General features: G+C 61.3%; 17 protein-coding genes and 1 tRNA gene. 12 read left to right on the top strand and 6 right to left on the bottom strand.

Annotation, left to right across the window (positions count from 1 at the left end; genetic code table 11):
- Positions 1-18: 18 nt before the first annotated feature.
- Positions 19-270 (top strand): hypothetical protein, encoded by a 252-nt coding sequence (locus tag VFB05_RS26380; RefSeq protein ID WP_325017900.1) that lies wholly within the window; start codon positions 19-21, stop codon positions 268-270.
- A 64-nt stretch (positions 271-334) separates the two neighbouring features.
- Here the strand turns inward: VFB05_RS26380 and VFB05_RS26375 are convergent, their stop codons facing one another.
- Complete coding sequence (locus VFB05_RS26375; protein WP_325017898.1) at positions 335-583, bottom strand: hypothetical protein; 249 nt, start codon at positions 581-583, stop codon at positions 335-337.
- 161 nt (positions 584-744) lie between these two features.
- Positions 745-1599, bottom strand: coding sequence for a transporter (locus tag VFB05_RS26370; protein WP_325017896.1), 855 nt, complete (start codon positions 1597-1599; stop codon positions 745-747).
- Positions 1600-1916: 317 nt separating this feature from the next.
- On the opposite strand from VFB05_RS26370, the gene VFB05_RS26365 reads away from it, so the two are divergent.
- Positions 1917-3299: a cytochrome P450 gene (locus VFB05_RS26365; protein ID WP_325017893.1), complete on the top strand. Its 1383-nt coding sequence runs from the start codon at positions 1917-1919 to the stop codon at positions 3297-3299.
- A gap of 81 nt (positions 3300-3380) precedes the next feature.
- Entirely contained in the window at positions 3381-4238 is an 858-nt protein-coding gene (locus VFB05_RS26360; protein WP_325017891.1) for a class I SAM-dependent methyltransferase, read from the top strand.
- Positions 4239-4259: 21 nt separating this feature from the next.
- On the opposite strand, the gene VFB05_RS26355 is transcribed toward VFB05_RS26360, so the two are convergent.
- The 3 genes from VFB05_RS26355 to VFB05_RS26345 form a co-directional block, all read right to left on the bottom strand.
- Positions 4260-5159 carry a cobaltochelatase CobT-related protein gene (locus tag VFB05_RS26355; RefSeq protein ID WP_325017890.1) on the bottom strand — a complete coding sequence of 300 codons (900 nt, stop codon included), beginning with the start codon at positions 5157-5159 and terminating at the stop codon, positions 4260-4262.
- Between the two features lie 29 nt (positions 5160-5188).
- Positions 5189-6448: a peptidase T gene (gene pepT / locus VFB05_RS26350; RefSeq protein ID WP_325017887.1), complete on the bottom strand. Its 1260-nt coding sequence runs from the start codon at positions 6446-6448 to the stop codon at positions 5189-5191.
- Positions 6449-7089: 641 nt separating this feature from the next.
- Positions 7090-7166 (bottom strand) — tRNA-Asp (locus VFB05_RS26345).
- 229 nt (positions 7167-7395) lie between these two features.
- Here VFB05_RS26345 and VFB05_RS26340 point away from each other — a divergent pair.
- Positions 7396-7695: an HU family DNA-binding protein gene (locus tag VFB05_RS26340; protein WP_325017885.1), complete on the top strand. Its 300-nt coding sequence runs from the start codon at positions 7396-7398 to the stop codon at positions 7693-7695.
- Between the two features lie 173 nt (positions 7696-7868).
- Here the strand turns inward: VFB05_RS26340 and VFB05_RS26335 are convergent, their stop codons facing one another.
- Positions 7869-8063: a hypothetical protein gene (locus VFB05_RS26335; protein WP_325017882.1), complete on the bottom strand. Its 195-nt coding sequence runs from the start codon at positions 8061-8063 to the stop codon at positions 7869-7871.
- Between the two features lie 337 nt (positions 8064-8400).
- Between VFB05_RS26335 and VFB05_RS26330 the strand changes: the two genes are divergently transcribed.
- From VFB05_RS26330 to VFB05_RS26295, 8 genes are read left to right on the top strand one after another with little or no spacing between them, the layout of a single operon-like run.
- Positions 8401-8766, top strand: coding sequence for an NADH-quinone oxidoreductase subunit A (locus VFB05_RS26330; RefSeq protein WP_325017978.1), 366 nt, complete (start codon positions 8401-8403; stop codon positions 8764-8766).
- Positions 8757-9353: an NADH-quinone oxidoreductase subunit B family protein gene (locus VFB05_RS26325; RefSeq protein ID WP_325017880.1), complete on the top strand. Its 597-nt coding sequence runs from the start codon at positions 8757-8759 to the stop codon at positions 9351-9353. The genes VFB05_RS26330 and VFB05_RS26325 overlap by 10 nt, the downstream gene beginning before the upstream one ends.
- 13 nt (positions 9354-9366) lie before the next feature.
- Positions 9367-9984, top strand: a complete 618-nt coding sequence (locus VFB05_RS26320) for an NADH-quinone oxidoreductase subunit C (protein WP_325017878.1) — start codon at positions 9367-9369, stop codon at positions 9982-9984.
- Positions 9981-11177 carry an NADH-quinone oxidoreductase subunit D gene (locus VFB05_RS26315; protein ID WP_325017876.1) on the top strand — a complete coding sequence of 399 codons (1197 nt, stop codon included), beginning with the start codon at positions 9981-9983 and terminating at the stop codon, positions 11175-11177. Before VFB05_RS26320 ends, VFB05_RS26315 begins: the two co-directional genes overlap by 4 nt.
- Positions 11177-12139, top strand: a complete 963-nt coding sequence (locus tag VFB05_RS26310; RefSeq protein ID WP_325017976.1) for an FkbM family methyltransferase — start codon at positions 11177-11179, stop codon at positions 12137-12139. The genes VFB05_RS26315 and VFB05_RS26310 overlap by 1 nt, the downstream gene beginning before the upstream one ends.
- Positions 12140-12152: 13 nt before the next feature.
- Entirely contained in the window at positions 12153-12764 is a 612-nt protein-coding gene (nuoE, locus tag VFB05_RS26305) for an NADH-quinone oxidoreductase subunit NuoE (RefSeq protein WP_325017874.1), read from the top strand.
- On the top strand, positions 12764-14089 hold the full coding sequence (gene nuoF / locus VFB05_RS26300; RefSeq protein WP_325017872.1) for an NADH-quinone oxidoreductase subunit NuoF: 1326 nt from the start codon (positions 12764-12766) through the stop codon (positions 14087-14089). The genes nuoE and nuoF overlap by 1 nt, the downstream gene beginning before the upstream one ends.
- Before the next feature lie 5 nt (positions 14090-14094).
- Positions 14095-14583 carry a hypothetical protein gene (locus tag VFB05_RS26295; RefSeq protein ID WP_325017870.1) on the top strand — a complete coding sequence of 163 codons (489 nt, stop codon included), beginning with the start codon at positions 14095-14097 and terminating at the stop codon, positions 14581-14583.
- Positions 14584-14590: the final 7 nt, after the last annotated feature.

The raw sequence follows: 14590 nt of genomic DNA, 5'->3' as shown, positions 1-14590 counted from the left end.
TCAGCGAGGTTCTCGAAGATGTCTCTGCAATTCCGTCAGGCCGTCGAAAACATGGACGTATGGAGCGCGAACGGCGCTGACATTTCGTTCGTCATCACATTCGAAAGTCCGAACGGTCCCGGCTTTCACGGACGTCGTGGCTTCCTTGCATCGTGGCGACCGATCCATTCGAGAACGGGCGCGGTCAAGGTCATCGGTTCACCGTTTAATACCTTCACGGACGCCGAAGGCGCCTGCAACACGATGCTTGGCGTACTGGAGAAGAACTAGCCTTTCAGCCGCGACATCGCCCGCGAAAAAGCGGAACGTATCTGTTCGGGGTCTCCAACGATGGCTAATCATCGCCCCAGCGCCAGCGCGGCGGCTCGCCTTTCCACCAGCACACGCCCGTCAATGCGACGCTGAGGATCACGACGCAGCCGATGAATATCGGGGTTGAGCGATGCGGCGGGAAGGCGATGGCGGCGACAATTACCAGAATGACAAAAGCGGCGAGGACCGCCCAGCCTTGCCAGGTTGCGGGCGGGCCCCATCCCCAGCCGTAGCGTTTTGCGGGAAACCAGTACTCTTGCTCTTGGGCCATAGGCCGTCTCTTATGCCAGTGCTTTTTGACCCCAGCCGGACCAGCGAAACGTGTGGCTTGCTTGGCAATCGGCAGCGCTGACGATCGTACACCTCCTGTGAGATGCATCGAACGAAATATTCTCGCCGGCTCACTGCGCAAGCGTAATGGCTGTTGGCCGCTCAGAACCGGGCCGATATTCCCGTATAGATCTGCGCCTTGGGAGCGGCGCTGTTGAGGCCAAGGTTCACCCCGATATCGAGAATGATGTGCTGGTCCAGACGGAAATTCATGCCGAAGTCGAGCGTGTAGATCGGCGCCGTCGCCGGATCTGTTCCAACCGATGAATAAAGCTCAACCATGGCATTGACGCCCTCGAGTCCCGGCACGCCGTGGCTGACGCTGACGAGGTTGACGAAGTTGGCATAGCGGTTGTTGCCGGCTGTGCTTTTCAGATCGTCGACCTCAGTCATCAGGGTGACGATGAAATCGCCGGGCCGGAGCGCGAGCGGCGCGATCAGTCCGCCTTCGACCGCGCCGTTGCTGATGAGCGGCGTCGATGACGGCAGCTTGACATAGGGGATCAGCGCAAATCCGACCGGGCCGTCGTCGTTGCCGAGCAGATTCATCTTGGTCCGCAGGAACACATCGCCGAAACCGGTCGCATTCTGGAAATTGAAGGGCGAGGTTCCGTCAAACGATTCCGAATATTGCAATCCGTTGAACTGAACCTCGACATCCATCCAGTTGGTCAGGCCCAATTTCACCGTTGGATCGAGCCCCTGAATGCTGTGCGTGACGCCGCCGGGAGAGTTTGAGGTGGTGGTGTTGACGAGGTCTGTCTCGATCTCGACATGACCGGCGTCGATCGTCCGCACCGAAAAGCCCTTGGTCGGCCGGTCCGGTGCAAACTTCCGCATGAGATCGTCGGGCACGGGGTCGAAGAGCGTGTAGCCGCTTTTGTCTGGCTCCTCGGCCTTCGCCCGGCCAAGTATCAGGACGGCGAGCGAAGCCAAGGCCACAAGCCGGATGATCATTGCGTTAACCTTCGGCTTGTTCGTCGTGAAGCTGCGAAATGCTGCATGGCGCACTGCAAACGGGGTGCCAGAACGCCACGGCCGGAAGGCCATTTCAATCCGCTTCGCGAATGCGGCGAGCGAAAGATCCGCCATGATGGAGGTCGTGCGAGAGCACGAACGGCTCGCTCCGTCTATTTTCAGGGGCGTCCGTTATCGGAGCTTTAGCCCTGAACGTGAATGCACGTGGCCGTGAGGAACTTCAGTTCCATTATCGCGTTTTCGTACGTTTCAATTGAAACATATTGACCAAGATGTTGTCTCACGATGAAACCGATGTGAGAACGGTTTTCCGGCCCCCGGCGCCAACGCCGCTGCCGACCATGCCGGGCCTCGTCCAGCTTCTGCGGACGTTGCACCGCAATCCCCTGGAATGCTGGAGCAAGGAGTTTTTCGAGCAACCGATCGTCCGGATAAGGCTGCCTTTTCTCGAAGCCGTGCTGGTTCACGATCCCGTTGCGATCAAGCACGTGCTGGTGGACAACGCCGAAAGTTATCGCAAGGACCCGATCCAGCGCCGCATTCTGGCGGCTGGACTGGGCGACGGCCTGCTCAGCGTCGAAGGGCAGCAGTGGGAGCTGCAGCGCCGAACGCTTGCGCCGCTGTTCGCGCGCCGCACGGTGTCGTCGTTCAGCGACGTCATGCTGAGGGTCGCCGATGCACTTTGCGATCGTTGGCGCGGCCTCAAGGCCCACGGCACCGTCGATGTCGCGCAAGAGTTCACCCTGTTGACGCTCAACATGCTCGCGGTGACCATCTTCTCGGACGGCATTGGCAGCGATTTCAACGCATTTAGTGCTGCCATGAACGACTATTTCGACGCCCTGGGGCGGATCGGGGTGCTCGATCTGTTGGGCGCGCCCGATTATGTGCCGCGGCCTGGCCGCAAGCGCTTGCGGAAAGCCCTGGCTTATTTCGAAGAGGTCATCGACGAGATCATCGCGGTGAGGCGGCGGCGGCTCGATCGTGTGAACGATACCGAGGCGCCGAACGATCTCCTGACCCTGCTTTTGCGCGTGCCCGACCCGGCGACAGGGCGGCCGCTGAGCCCTAAAGAAGTGCGCGCGAACATCCTGACATTTCTTTCGGCCGGACATGAGACGACGGCCAATGCCTTGACGTGGGCAACATTCCTGTTGTCGCAATCGCCACATTGGTATGAGCGGGTGCGCGCAGAAGCGGATGTGGCGCTCGATGGCGACCGTAACGGGCTGTTGGAGCAGCTCGTCCTCACCAGAGCCGTGATCGAAGAAGCATTGCGGCTTTACCCGTCTATCGCTGCGCTCAGCCGCGTGCCCGAATGCACTGACGCCATCGGCGAGATCAACGTGCACCCGGGATCGCTGATCGTGATTGCCCCCTATGTCCTGCATCGGCACCGCTGCTTGTGGAATGAGCCCGATCTGTTCGATCCGGCACGGTTTCTCGCGCCGGCAAGGACGGGCATTCCCCGCTATGCCTATTTGCCGTTCGGAGCCGGCCCGCGAACCTGCATCGGATCGTCCTTCGCGTTACAGGAAGCTACGCTTGTGCTCGCGAAACTCGTCCAGCAGTTCGAGATGCAGCTCGCACCGGCCACGAAGGTCTGGCCCGTGCAAAAGATCACCTTGCGGCCCGCAAACGGCCTGCCGATGCGCATCACGCCCCGATCAAATGCCTGACATGGGGCGTTCAGCGATTGCCAAGCCGGTCGATTCCATGAACATTGCGCAAAACTCCTTGCAAACGATGGTGGGACCAGGATGGACGCACCCCAGGGCCACGAGAAGAACACCGATCAGATTGCGTACTGGAACGGCGCCGGCGGCCAGCGCTGGGCCGATCGGCAGCCGGTGCAGGACATTTTGCTTCAGCCGGTCGCCGATCTCCTGATCGAGCGCGCGAAGATCAAGCCGGGCGAGCGCATTCTCGATGTCGGCTGCGGCAGCGGGTCGACGAGTTTTAGCTTTGCGAAAGCGGTGGGTTCCACCGGCCATATCACTGGCGTCGATATCTCGGCCCCGATGCTTTCCCGCGCGAAAGAGAATACGCCCAAGGGTGCGCCGGTCGAGTTCATTCTGGCGGACGCGACCGTTTATCCCTTTGCGCCTGACAGTTTCGATCTGCTGGCCTCGCGCTTTGGCGTGATGTTCTTCGCCGATCCCGCATTGTCATTTAGCAACATGCGCCGCGCGATGCGGCGGTCGGGCCGGCTTGCCTTCGCCTGCTGGCGCGAGCCGCGGGAAAACCCGTTCTTCATGACCGCGTTGCAGGCCGTCTATAAGCACGTTCCCAAAATGCCGCCGGTTGGACCTGAAGATCCCGGCCCGTTCGCCTTTGCCTCACAAGAGCGCGTCAACCGCATCCTGAAGGCGGCAGGCTTTTCGGACATTGCGATGGAGCCTTGCAATCTGGCGCTCGACGTCGCGGTCGGGCGCGGGATGGATGCCGCGGTGAAAAGCGCGCTGGAAATCGGACCGGCCGCCCGCGCATTGGCTGATCACCCGCCGGAAACCGTTGCCGCCGCCGCCCAATCGGTCCGCGAAGCACTGGCGCCATATGCGAAGGGACAAACTGTCCCGCTCGATGCCGCCATCTGGATCGTCACGGCGAATACCTGATCGTCACGTCAGGCAAGCAGTCTACTTTTTCCCGGTTATTACCTGTTCGAGATGAGCCAACGTGGCCGCGCCCAGCTCATCGGGCGCCTCGACGTGTTTGATGACAGGGTAAATGTCGTCGGTCTCGTGACCGATGCTGATGGCGCTGAGAACGATATCGCCAGCCTTTACGATGCCGTCCGCAACGAGCCGGAGGTGGTTGAAAAGACACGTCAAACCGTTGGCTTGCAGGGTGGAGTCGTCCACCGGGGCACCGTCCGAAAGGATGATCAGGTGCTTCCTTGACTGAGGCAGGGCTCGAAGCCGCTTGGCTGCCCACAGCAGCGCCTCGCCATCGATATTCTCTTTGGGCAAATCAGGTCGGAGCATCGACCGGAAGTCATAACCACCGATGCTCGCACGGTCGTCTTTTGCATTTTTGTAGACGATATGGAGGATATCGTTGAGCCGGCCCGGGTGATGTGGCCTTAAGCGCCATTTCCATCGCCTCCGGGAACGGCCGCCACGCCACTGCGAAGTGGTGAAACCAAGCACCTCGCAGGTGAGACCCAAGGTTTTCAGAAACTCTTGCGCGATATCGGCCGTTGCCGTGGCAAACAGCATTTTTTGGCCGCGCATGGATCCCGATTGGTCGATCAAGAGTGATACCGCCGTGTCGCCGCGTTCGGTTTCCCCGAGCTGCTCCCTAATTCGCGCGCTTGTCTCGGCGGCGAGGATGAGCAGACGAGTTTTCCACGGCAACAAGCCGGTCTGCAGGGCGTGCCATGCTTCATCGAGCGCTTTTTGGTCCGCGGGGGAGAGCGGACCCAGAACGGCGTCGAGGCGATCCGCAGCAACTTCGATGTCGAACTGGGTCGTATAGATGCGATAAGCACCCAGGACGGCAGCGCCTCCGGCCTCGGTGGACGACGCGTCGATCATGGGAGGATCTGCGGATTCATGGTGGTGAACTAAGCCCGCTCTTCCCAGATCATCGCGAGGTGCACGATGGTCTGCACGGCCTTTTCCATGTCCTGGCGGCTGACCCATTCGAGGCGGGAGTGGAAAGCATGCTCACCCGCAAAGATGTTGGGGCAGGGCAGGCCCATGAACGACAGCCGCGAACCGTCGGTGCCGCCGCGGATCGCGGTCCGGAGCGGTTTCAAACCGGCGCGCCGGATCGCCTCGACCGCGTATTCGACGGTCTGCGGGTAACGGTCGATCACCTCTTTCATGTTGCGGTATTGCTGCTTGATGTCGATCTGGTAGCTCGACCGCGGAAAGTCTTTCATCACGTCTTTGACGATGTTTTCCAGCAGCGCTTCCTTGTCGCGCAGGCCCTGTTCGGTGAAGTCGCGCACGATGAAGCCCAGCGTCGCGGCCTCCAGCGTACCGGACACGCTGACCGGATGCACAAATCCTTCCCGCCCTTCGGCGGTCTCGGGCGAGCAGGTGTCCTTCGGCAGGCGATCGATAATGGCGGATGCGATCTTGATCGCGTGCTCCATCTTGCCCTTGGCAAACCCGGGATGAGTGGACACGCCCTGGATGGTGATGGTGGCCGCGTCCGCGGAAAAGGTCTCGTCCTCGATTTGCCCTGCACTTTCACCGTCGATCGTATAGGCGAACTTCGCGCCGAGCTTTTTCAGATCGGCCTTGTCGACGCCGCGGCCGATCTCCTCGTCGGGCGTGAACAGGACCTTGATCGTGCCGTGCTTCACTTGCGGGTTCTTCTTAAGGAAATGCACCGCGTCCATGATCTCGGCGACGCCGGCCTTGTTGTCGGCGCCGAGCAATGTCGTGCCGTCGGTCGTGATGATGTCGTGGCCGATCTGGCTCGCGAGCGCCGGGTGCTCGGCAAAGCGGATCACCTGCGAGGGATCGCCCGGCAGGGTGATGTCGCCGCCCCGATAGTTCTTCACGACCTGTGGCCGGACATTGGCGCCGGTGCAATCCGGCGAGGTGTCCATATGCGAGCAGAAACAGATGACAGGCACGGGCTTGTCGGTATTCGCCGCCAACGTTGCATAGACATAGCCGTTGTCATCGAGATGGGCGTCGGAGAGCCCCATCTCGCGCAGCTCGGCCGCGAGCAGCCGCCCAAGATTCTTCTGTTTCTCGGTCGAAGGGCAAGTTTCCGACGCCGGATCGGACTGGGTGTCGATCACGACATAACGCAGGAAGCGCTCGGTCACGGTGTGCGTAAAGGCGAGGGGTGTGTTCGCGGTCATGGCCCGCGAGGTACCAGAAATTCCCTCGTCAGGGGAGATGGCGCGAGAGAGGGGAGTCAGCCCGGCTTGACCTGGACTACCGACGGATCATTCCCGCCATACGCCCGCCGCCGTAGGGAAATGCGGTGGTTCCGTCCCAAACGCCAGACCTCATGCAGACGCGAAAGACGTGAAAGCAAGCTCCCTCGGATCCTTCTGGACCGTATTGAAACCGATAGGCAACACATCGGTCACGCTGATTGCTGCATGTCCTCGGACCGACATCGAGCCGAGCCGCATTGGCAGTCGAACCGAACACCAGGAGTGATCCGACAATGCCGGCTCTCAGAGCCAAGACGGGTTTGCCCACGGCAACCTCCTGCCCGAACCAGAGGGGTTCGCGTTGCAGGTAAAATACAAAGCTGAGATTTAACGGAGAAACGGACCAAGAGTTCACCGAAGCCGAACTTGCGTGCCGGGCGCGACCTGGCGCTTGGCACGGACAAGAAGCGTCAACGGCAAGGCGGGGCGAAGGTCCGGCCGGTCGTGGGCGACGCTAGCTGTTCGGGACGGGATCAGAAACGAGATGGCCAATACGGCCCATCGCAACGGGCAGCAGCGCAAGATCTCAAAATGGAGGGTGGGCTAAATTATTGAAGTGATGGCGCGAGAGACGGGACTCGAACCCGCGGCCTCCGCCGTGACAGGGCGGCGCTCTAACCAACTGAGCTACTCCCGCGGATGCTTCGATCGATGAGGACCGGTCCGCAACGAGAGCAGGGATTAAAGGTGCGCCTCTCTTTAGTCAAGGTGTTGCGAATCCCCTTGTCTCGCAGCGGTTTTTTCAATCTCGATGCAAAAAAGGCGCTATTTTCAGGCAAAACGACATAGGCAGCCGAAGCTCGAATCATCTAAGGCCTGCGGCTTGCTGGTTTCTAAGAGGTCACCAACAACAAGGAGGGCCAGACATGGCGACGAAGGCAGCGACCCCGACGACCATTACGCTCAAACACCTCGCCGCTGACATCGCCGAGGCGCAGGAGTTGTCCAAGAAGCAGGCGGAAACCATCCTGACCGACCTCGTGGACCGCATTGCCAAGCATCTGAAGAAGGGAGAGCGGGTCCGCATCGTTGGCCTCGGCATCCTCCAGGTTCGCAAGCGCGCCGCCCGCATGGGCCGCAACCCCGCCACGGGCGAGGAGATCCAGATCAAGGCAAGCAAGAAAGTCGCCTTCCGCGCAGCCAAGGAGCTGAAGGAAGCGGTTTGACCGGAAACCGGCCTAAGGGGTTGGCTTTTCAGCATATTGACGACACTGCGGACCGGGCGCGTCCGGTCCCGGCGCGCTTTCTGCCTGCAGAAAAGCAAAAGGGCCGCTGGGGGAAGCGGCCCTTTCACATCCTCGTTGGGGGGACGAGGTCCTCGTGGGGGGACGAGGGGGGACTAGCGAACGGTCACGGTGTCCGAGCTGGTCAGGACGACCGGCTTGCCGGCCTTCATGACCCCGGCGGTCTGGCTGTAGTCGGCGCTCACGCGGGCTGAAATGCCAAACGCGGCAACGGCGATCCCGGCGATCAGCGCCACCACCACGATCTTCAGGTGGGTCGCACGGTCAGCCGAGTGAATGGAGTGGTTCATGGAAGCCTCCGAGGCGTCTTTGGCGCCGTCTGTTGGTTCCCGATGTACCCTCCAATTGTTTCCAGCTGGTTTCGTCGACTCCGGAAAATGGTTTCATTCCCGTCTCGGATGCCCGGAGCGGCCCCGCCGGTGTGGCCGGCCTTCAAGGGATTTTTGAGCCGCGAAATTCGGGCGCGGTCGGTGAGACACGAGGGCGGTTTTCCACGCCGCGAGGGGCCGGAAAGGGCGTCAAGATACCTTGTCTTGCGCCCCTTGGTGCGCTGCGCTAAGCCTCGGAACAATTCTCATGAACGAATCTGCGGACCCCGATGACCGCAGCAAAAATAAGGCCCCGCCGATGACCGGCATCCTGCAGAATTATCTTCCCCTTGTGGTGTTTATCGCCGTCGCCGGCCTGATCGGTCTGGTGCTCTTGATCGCGCCGTTCCTGGTCGCGTTCCAGCAGCCGGACCCGGAAAAGCTGTCGGCCTACGAGTGCGGCTTCAACGCCTTCGACGACGCCCGCATGAAGTTCGACGTCCGCTTCTATCTCGTCGCCATCCTCTTCATCATCTTCGATCTCGAAGTTGCTTTCCTGTTTCCGTGGGCGGTCGCCTACGGAAAGCTGGGCGGGACCGGCTTCTGGTCGATGTTTGTATTTCTGGCCGTGCTTACGGTCGGGTTTGCCTACGAATGGAAGAAAGGCGCTCTCGAATGGGATTGAGCCCAGCTCCCGTCAAGCCAGGGTTCGCGCCGGCGGTTGCCCCCGCCGCGGCCGGCATCATCGACCCGTCCACGGGAAAGCCGGTCGGCGCCAACGATCCCTTTTTTCTCGAGGTCAACCACGAGCTTTCCGACAAGGGCTTCTTCGTTGCGGCCGCCGATGACCTGATCACCTGGGCGCGCACGGGTTCGCTGATGTGGATGACCTTCGGTCTTGCCTGCTGTGCGGTCGAGATGATGCAGGTGTCGATGCCGCGCTATGACGTCGAGCGCTTCGGCTTTGCGCCGCGCGCTTCGCCGCGGCAATCCGACGTGATGATCGTGGCGGGCACGCTCACCAACAAGATGGCGCCGGCGCTGCGCAAGGTTTACGACCAGATGCCGGAACCGCGCTACGTGATCTCGATGGGATCATGCGCCAACGGCGGCGGTTATTACCACTACTCCTATTCGGTGGTGCGCGGCTGCGACCGCATCGTGCCCATCGACATCTACGTGCCCGGCTGCCCGCCCACGGCGGAGGCGCTGCTCTACGGCGTCCTCTTGTTGCAGAAGAAGATCCGGCGCACCGGAACCATCGAACGCTAGCTAGGGTTTTGGGATGGACGACGGCAAGCTTGACGCTTTGGGGCACACGATCGTTGGCGCGCTGGCCGGCGCGGCGACGGGCCATGCGGTGGCGTTCAACCAGCTCACGGTGGATGTGAAGCTCGAACGCATCGTCGATGTGGTCCGCTATCTCCGCGACGATCCCGCGTGCCGCTTCGTCAACCTGACCGACGTGACGGCGGTGGATTATCCGGGCCGCGAGAAGCGGTTCGACGTGGTCTATCACATGCTGTCGCCGACGCTGAACACGCGCATCCGTCTGCGCGGCGAGGCCGACGAGACCACGCAGGTGCCGTCGATCATCTCTGTGTTTCCGGGCTGCGACTGGTTCGAGCGCGAGACCTACGATCTCTACGGCGTGATCTTTGTCGGCCATCCGGACATGCGGCGCCTTCTGACCGACTACGGTTTCGACGGCCATCCGCTGCGCAAGGATTTCCCGCTCACCGGCTTCGTCGAGGTCCGCTACGACGACCAGGAAAAGCGCGTGCTGTACGAGCCTGTGCGGCTCAACCAGGAATTCCGGAAGTTCGACTTCATGTCACCCTGGGAGGGCGCCGACTATCCGCTGCCGGGCGATGAAAAAGCAAAAGCGGAGCCGAAGCCATGAACGAGCAACCGCAAAACCTTCGCAACTTCACCATCAACTTTGGCCCGCAACATCCAGCGGCGCACGGCGTGCTGCGTCTGGTGCTGGAGCTTGACGGCGAGGTGGTCGCCCGCGTCGATCCGCATATCGGCCTGCTTCACCGCGGCACGGAAAAGCTGATCGAGCACAAGACGTACTTGCAGGCGATCCCGTATTTCGACCGGCTCGACTATGTCGCGCCGATGAATCAGGAGCACGCGTTTTGTCTGGCGGCTGAAAAGCTGCTCGGCATCGAGGTGCCGCGCCGCGGACAGCTGATCCGCGTGCTTTATTGCGAGATCGGCCGCATTCTCTCGCATCTTCTCAATGTCACGACGCAGGCGATGGACGTCGGTGCGCTCACCCCGCCGCTGTGGGGCTTTGAAGAGCGCGAGAAGCTGATGATGTTTTATGAGCGCGCCTCGGGCTCGCGCATGCATGCGGCCTATTTCCGCATCGGCGGCGTGCATCAGGACCTGCCGCCGAAACTGATCGACGATATCGACACCTGGTGCGATGCTTTCCCCAGGGTGGTCGACGATCTCGAAACGCTGCTCACGGGCAATCGCATTTTCAAGCAGCGCAATGTCGATATTGGCGTCGTGACGTTGCAGCAGGCCTGGGAGTGGGGTTTCTCGGGCGTGATGGTGCGCGGCTCCGGTGCGGCGTGGGATTTGCGCAAGGCGCAACCTTATGAATGCTACGCCGAGATGGATTTCGACATTCCGATCGGCAAGAACGGCGACTGCTACGACCGCTACTGCATCCGTATGGAAGAGATGCGGCAGTCGGTGAAGATCATGAAGCAGTGCATCGCCAAGCTTCGCGCGCCTGACGGGCAGGGCCCGGTTGCAATCCAGGACAACAAGATCTTCCCGCCGCGCCGTGGCGAGATGAAGCGCTCGATGGAAGCTCTCATCCATCACTTCAAGCTCTACACCGAAGGTTTCCATGTGCCGGCCGGCGAAGTCTATGCCGCGGTGGAAGCACCAAAGGGCGAATTCGGCGTCTATCTCGTCTCCGACGGCTCCAACAAGCCCTACAAGTGCAAGATCCGCGCGCCGGGCTTTGCGCATCTGCAGGCAATGGACTTCATCTGCCGCGGCCACCTGCTCGCCGACGTGTCGGCCATTCTCGGCTCGCTCGACATCGTGTTCGGAGAGGTCGATCGGTGATCGCACCGCCGCCAATCCAGTTTGACCGCGCCTCGGGGGCCCTGGAAGGGGCCAACCTGTGGGAGCGGACGGCTGCGCTGGCGCTGGCGACGGGAGCAAAAGTATCGTCGCATTTTTCGCACCGCGGCTACATCGGTTGCGCCAACTTGCTGCGCAAGACGCTGCCCGAGCGCAATATCGCGATCAAACTGAATGAAGATGCGACGTTCGAGTTTCCCTATGGCGAGGGCTACTGGAGCAAATTGCTCGATCGCTCCTACCATTACGAAGACGAACTCGAATTGCTGTTTCGTCATTCCAGTGACGTCGACTACATGCTGCTCGATTGCGGGGCCAACTTCGGCTACTGGTCGGTGCTGGTGACAAGCAAGCCATTTGGCGCGCACCGTGCGATCGCGATCGAGCCGTCGTCGGAAAACTTTTCCAAGCTCGCCAATAACGCGCGCGTCAACGGCAATCGCTTCGAGACGTTGAAATGCGCGATCGGCTCCGCCAAGGGCACCGCCCGACTGTCGGGGACCAAGCACGAAGCGTTCAGCATCGCCGGCGGCACGGCTGGTGGCGGCGAGGACGTGCCGGTCATGGCGCTCGACGATCTTCTCAGCGAGGGAAAGATTTCGTCCGGTGGAAAGTATTTGATCAAGCTCGACGTCGAGGGTGTCGAGATCGAGGCCATCAAGGGCGGCGCCGGGCTCTTGGCCGGCGACAGCGTGATCATGTGCGAGGAGCACGGCAACGATCCGGATCATACCGTCTCGCGCTACATTCTCGACCAGACGCCGCTCAAACTTATCGTCTATGATCCCCGCTCCAACCGTTTTGAAACCGTGACCGAGCTCTCGATCCTCGATCGCATCAAGGTTTCAACCCACATCGGCTACAACGTCTTCGGCACGGCAAGTAGCTTCTGGCAGCAGCGGATTGCTGCCATGAACGCGAGCGCCGGCCGCCGCATGCAATGAGAGACTGAATACGATGTCCGTTCGCCGCCTTGCACCCAAGGAAGTCCAGCCAGCGAGTTTTGCGTTCACGCCGGAAAATCTGGCGTGGGCCAAGAAAGAGATCGCCAAATATCCGGAAGGCCGTCAGGCCTCGGCCGCGATTGCGATCCTGTGGCGGGTCCAGGAGCAGCATGAGGGCTGGGTGTCGGAAGCCGCAATCCGTGCGGTCGCTGACCTCCTCGATATGCCCCACATCCGCGTGCTGGAGATCGCGACGTTCTACACGATGTTTCAGCTGGCGCCGGTCGGCAAGAAGGCGCATGTGCAGGTCTGCGGCACCACGCCGTGCCGTCTGCGTGGCGCGGCCGATCTGATCGAGGTCTGCCAGAGCCGCATTCACCACGATCCCTTCCAGCTGTCGAAGGACGGCAATTTTTCCTGGGAAGAGGTCGAGTGTTTGGGGGCCTGCGTGAACGCGCCGATGGTCCTGATCTGGAAGGACACCTACGAGGACCTGACCAAGGACAGTTTCGGCAAGGTGCTGGACGGCTTTGCCTCCGGCAATCCGCCGAAGCCAGGACCGCAAATCGATCGCCAGTTCTCCGCGCCTGTCGGCGGACCGACGACGCTGAAGGAAGTGACCTGATGCTCGAGGACAAGGACCGCATCTTCAAAAACCTCTATGGCCTGCATGATTGGGGCCTCGAGGGCGCGCGGCGTCGCGGCGCCTGGGACGGCACCAAGACGATCATCGATAAGGGGCGGGACTGGATCATCAACGAGATGAAGGCCTCAGGCCTGCGCGGCCGCGGCGGCGCGGGATTCCCGACCGGCATGAAGTGGTCCTTTATGCCGAAGGAATCCAAGGACGGGCGTCCGAGTTATCTCGTGGTCAACGCCGACGAGTCCGAGCCCGGCACCTGCAAGGATCGCGAGATCATGCGGCACGATCCGCATCTGCTCGTCGAGGGTTGCCTGCTCGCAAGCTTCGCGATGGGCGCGCATGCCTGTTACATCTATGTGCGCGGTGAGTTCATCCGTGAGCGCGAGCATCTTCAGGCCGCGGTCGATCAGGCCTATGAGGCCAAGCTGATCGGCAAGGACAATGTCAACGGCTGGCCGTTCGACCTCTACGTCACCCACGGCGCCGGCGCCTATATCTGCGGCGAGGAGACCGCGCTGCTGGAAAGCCTCGAAGGCAAGAAGGGCCAGCCGCGGCTGAAGCCGCCATTCCCGGCCAATGTCGGCCTGTTCGGCTGCCCAACCACCGTCAACAACGTGGAATCCATCGCCGTCGCGCCCGACATCCTGCGCCGTGGCGCGTCCTGGTTTGCGGCGATCGGCCGGCCGAACAATGTCGGCACCAAGCTGTTTTGTGTGTCCGGCCACGTCCAGCGCCCCTGCAACGTCGAAGAAGCCATGGGCATTCCGTTTCGCGAATTGATCGAGAAGCATTGCGGCGGCATTCGCGGCGGCTGGGACAATCTGAAGGCCGTGATCCCCGGTGGATCGTCGGTGCGCATGGTGCCGGCGGAGCAGATCATCGACACGCCGATGGATTTCGACAGCCTCGGCAAGCTGCGTTCCGGCCTCGGAACGGCGGCGGTGATCGTGATGGACAAGTCGACCGACCTGATCCGCGCGATCGCCCGCATCTCCTATTTCTACAAGCATGAGAGCTGCGGCCAATGTACCCCCTGTCGTGAAGGAACCGGGTGGATGTGGCGGGTATTGACCCGTATGGCGGAAGGCCGCGCCCACAAGCGCGAGATCGACATGCTGCTGGAAGTCACCAAGCAGGTCGAAGGCCACACCATCTGCGCGCTCGGCGATGCTGCCGCCTGGCCGATCCAGGGCCTGATCGCGCATTTCCGTCATGAGATCGAAGAACGCATCGATCAGTATTCACGCCAGGCGGATCTCGACGATCAGGGTGTTCTCGATCCCGCACACATGGTCGCGGCGGAGTAGGATTGATGGCGCTGCCCGCTACATTCTGGCAGAAGTTCGGAACGCTCGCGCAGATGGCGCAGGCGAGCGTAGCGCTGCTCGGCTTTTTGGCGATCCTGTTCCAGGTCAGCGAAATCCGCTCCAACAATCGTGCCGTCGCCGCGCGGCAAGCCTATCTCGCCTATACCGATCTCGCATTCAAAAATCCGAAGTTCTCGTCGCCGGACTACGAGGCAATCAAGGCCGGCGGCCGCGAGGTTGTGGTGCAGTACGAAAGCTTCGTCTCGTATTTCCTCAATGCCTGCGAAGAAGCGATGGGCGCATTTGCCGACAAGCGCGAGTGGCTCGCTTCCTGCGACTACGACCTGAAGCCGCATCTGCCGTTTCTCTGCGAGAAAAACCAGGCTGCGCCCGGCTATCTCGCGACCTATGGCACCGTCACCCAGGAATGGGTGAAGACATCCTTGAAAACCGCCAGCGTCACGCCGCCGGACTGCAAGCTGGGAAAGACTTGAGACAGCA

The sequence above is a fragment of the Bradyrhizobium sp. genome, from assembly GCF_035652035.1.
In the GTDB taxonomy this organism is placed as follows: Bacteria; Pseudomonadota; Alphaproteobacteria; order Rhizobiales; family Xanthobacteraceae; genus Bradyrhizobium.
The sequence above is the reverse complement of the archived record's forward strand: the minus strand, read 5'-3'. Positions and strand labels throughout refer to the sequence as shown.

Coding starts and splice junctions, on each gene's coding strand:
- VFB05_RS26295 (WP_325017870.1), top strand. CDS start 14,095: ATGGCGCTGCCCGCTACATTCTGGCAGAAGTTCGGAACGCTCGCGCAG.
- VFB05_RS26360 (WP_325017891.1), top strand. CDS start 3,381: ATGGACGCACCCCAGGGCCACGAGAAGAACACCGATCAGATTGCGTAC.
- VFB05_RS26325 (WP_325017880.1), top strand. CDS start 8,757: ATGGGATTGAGCCCAGCTCCCGTCAAGCCAGGGTTCGCGCCGGCGGTT.
- VFB05_RS26370 (WP_325017896.1), bottom strand. CDS start 1,599: ATGATCATCCGGCTTGTGGCCTTGGCTTCGCTCGCCGTCCTGATACTT.
- VFB05_RS26315 (WP_325017876.1), top strand. CDS start 9,981: ATGAACGAGCAACCGCAAAACCTTCGCAACTTCACCATCAACTTTGGC.
- VFB05_RS26375 (WP_325017898.1), bottom strand. CDS start 583: ATGGCCCAAGAGCAAGAGTACTGGTTTCCCGCAAAACGCTACGGCTGG.
- VFB05_RS26320 (WP_325017878.1), top strand. CDS start 9,367: ATGGACGACGGCAAGCTTGACGCTTTGGGGCACACGATCGTTGGCGCG.
- nuoF (WP_325017872.1), top strand. CDS start 12,764: ATGCTCGAGGACAAGGACCGCATCTTCAAAAACCTCTATGGCCTGCAT.
- nuoE (WP_325017874.1), top strand. CDS start 12,153: ATGTCCGTTCGCCGCCTTGCACCCAAGGAAGTCCAGCCAGCGAGTTTT.
- VFB05_RS26340 (WP_325017885.1), top strand. CDS start 7,396: ATGGCGACGAAGGCAGCGACCCCGACGACCATTACGCTCAAACACCTC.
- VFB05_RS26355 (WP_325017890.1), bottom strand. CDS start 5,159: ATGATCGACGCGTCGTCCACCGAGGCCGGAGGCGCTGCCGTCCTGGGT.
- VFB05_RS26380 (WP_325017900.1), top strand. CDS start 19: ATGTCTCTGCAATTCCGTCAGGCCGTCGAAAACATGGACGTATGGAGC.
- VFB05_RS26335 (WP_325017882.1), bottom strand. CDS start 8,063: ATGAACCACTCCATTCACTCGGCTGACCGTGCGACCCACCTGAAGATC.
- pepT (WP_325017887.1), bottom strand. CDS start 6,448: ATGACCGCGAACACACCCCTCGCCTTTACGCACACCGTGACCGAGCGC.
- VFB05_RS26330 (WP_325017978.1), top strand. CDS start 8,401: ATGACCGGCATCCTGCAGAATTATCTTCCCCTTGTGGTGTTTATCGCC.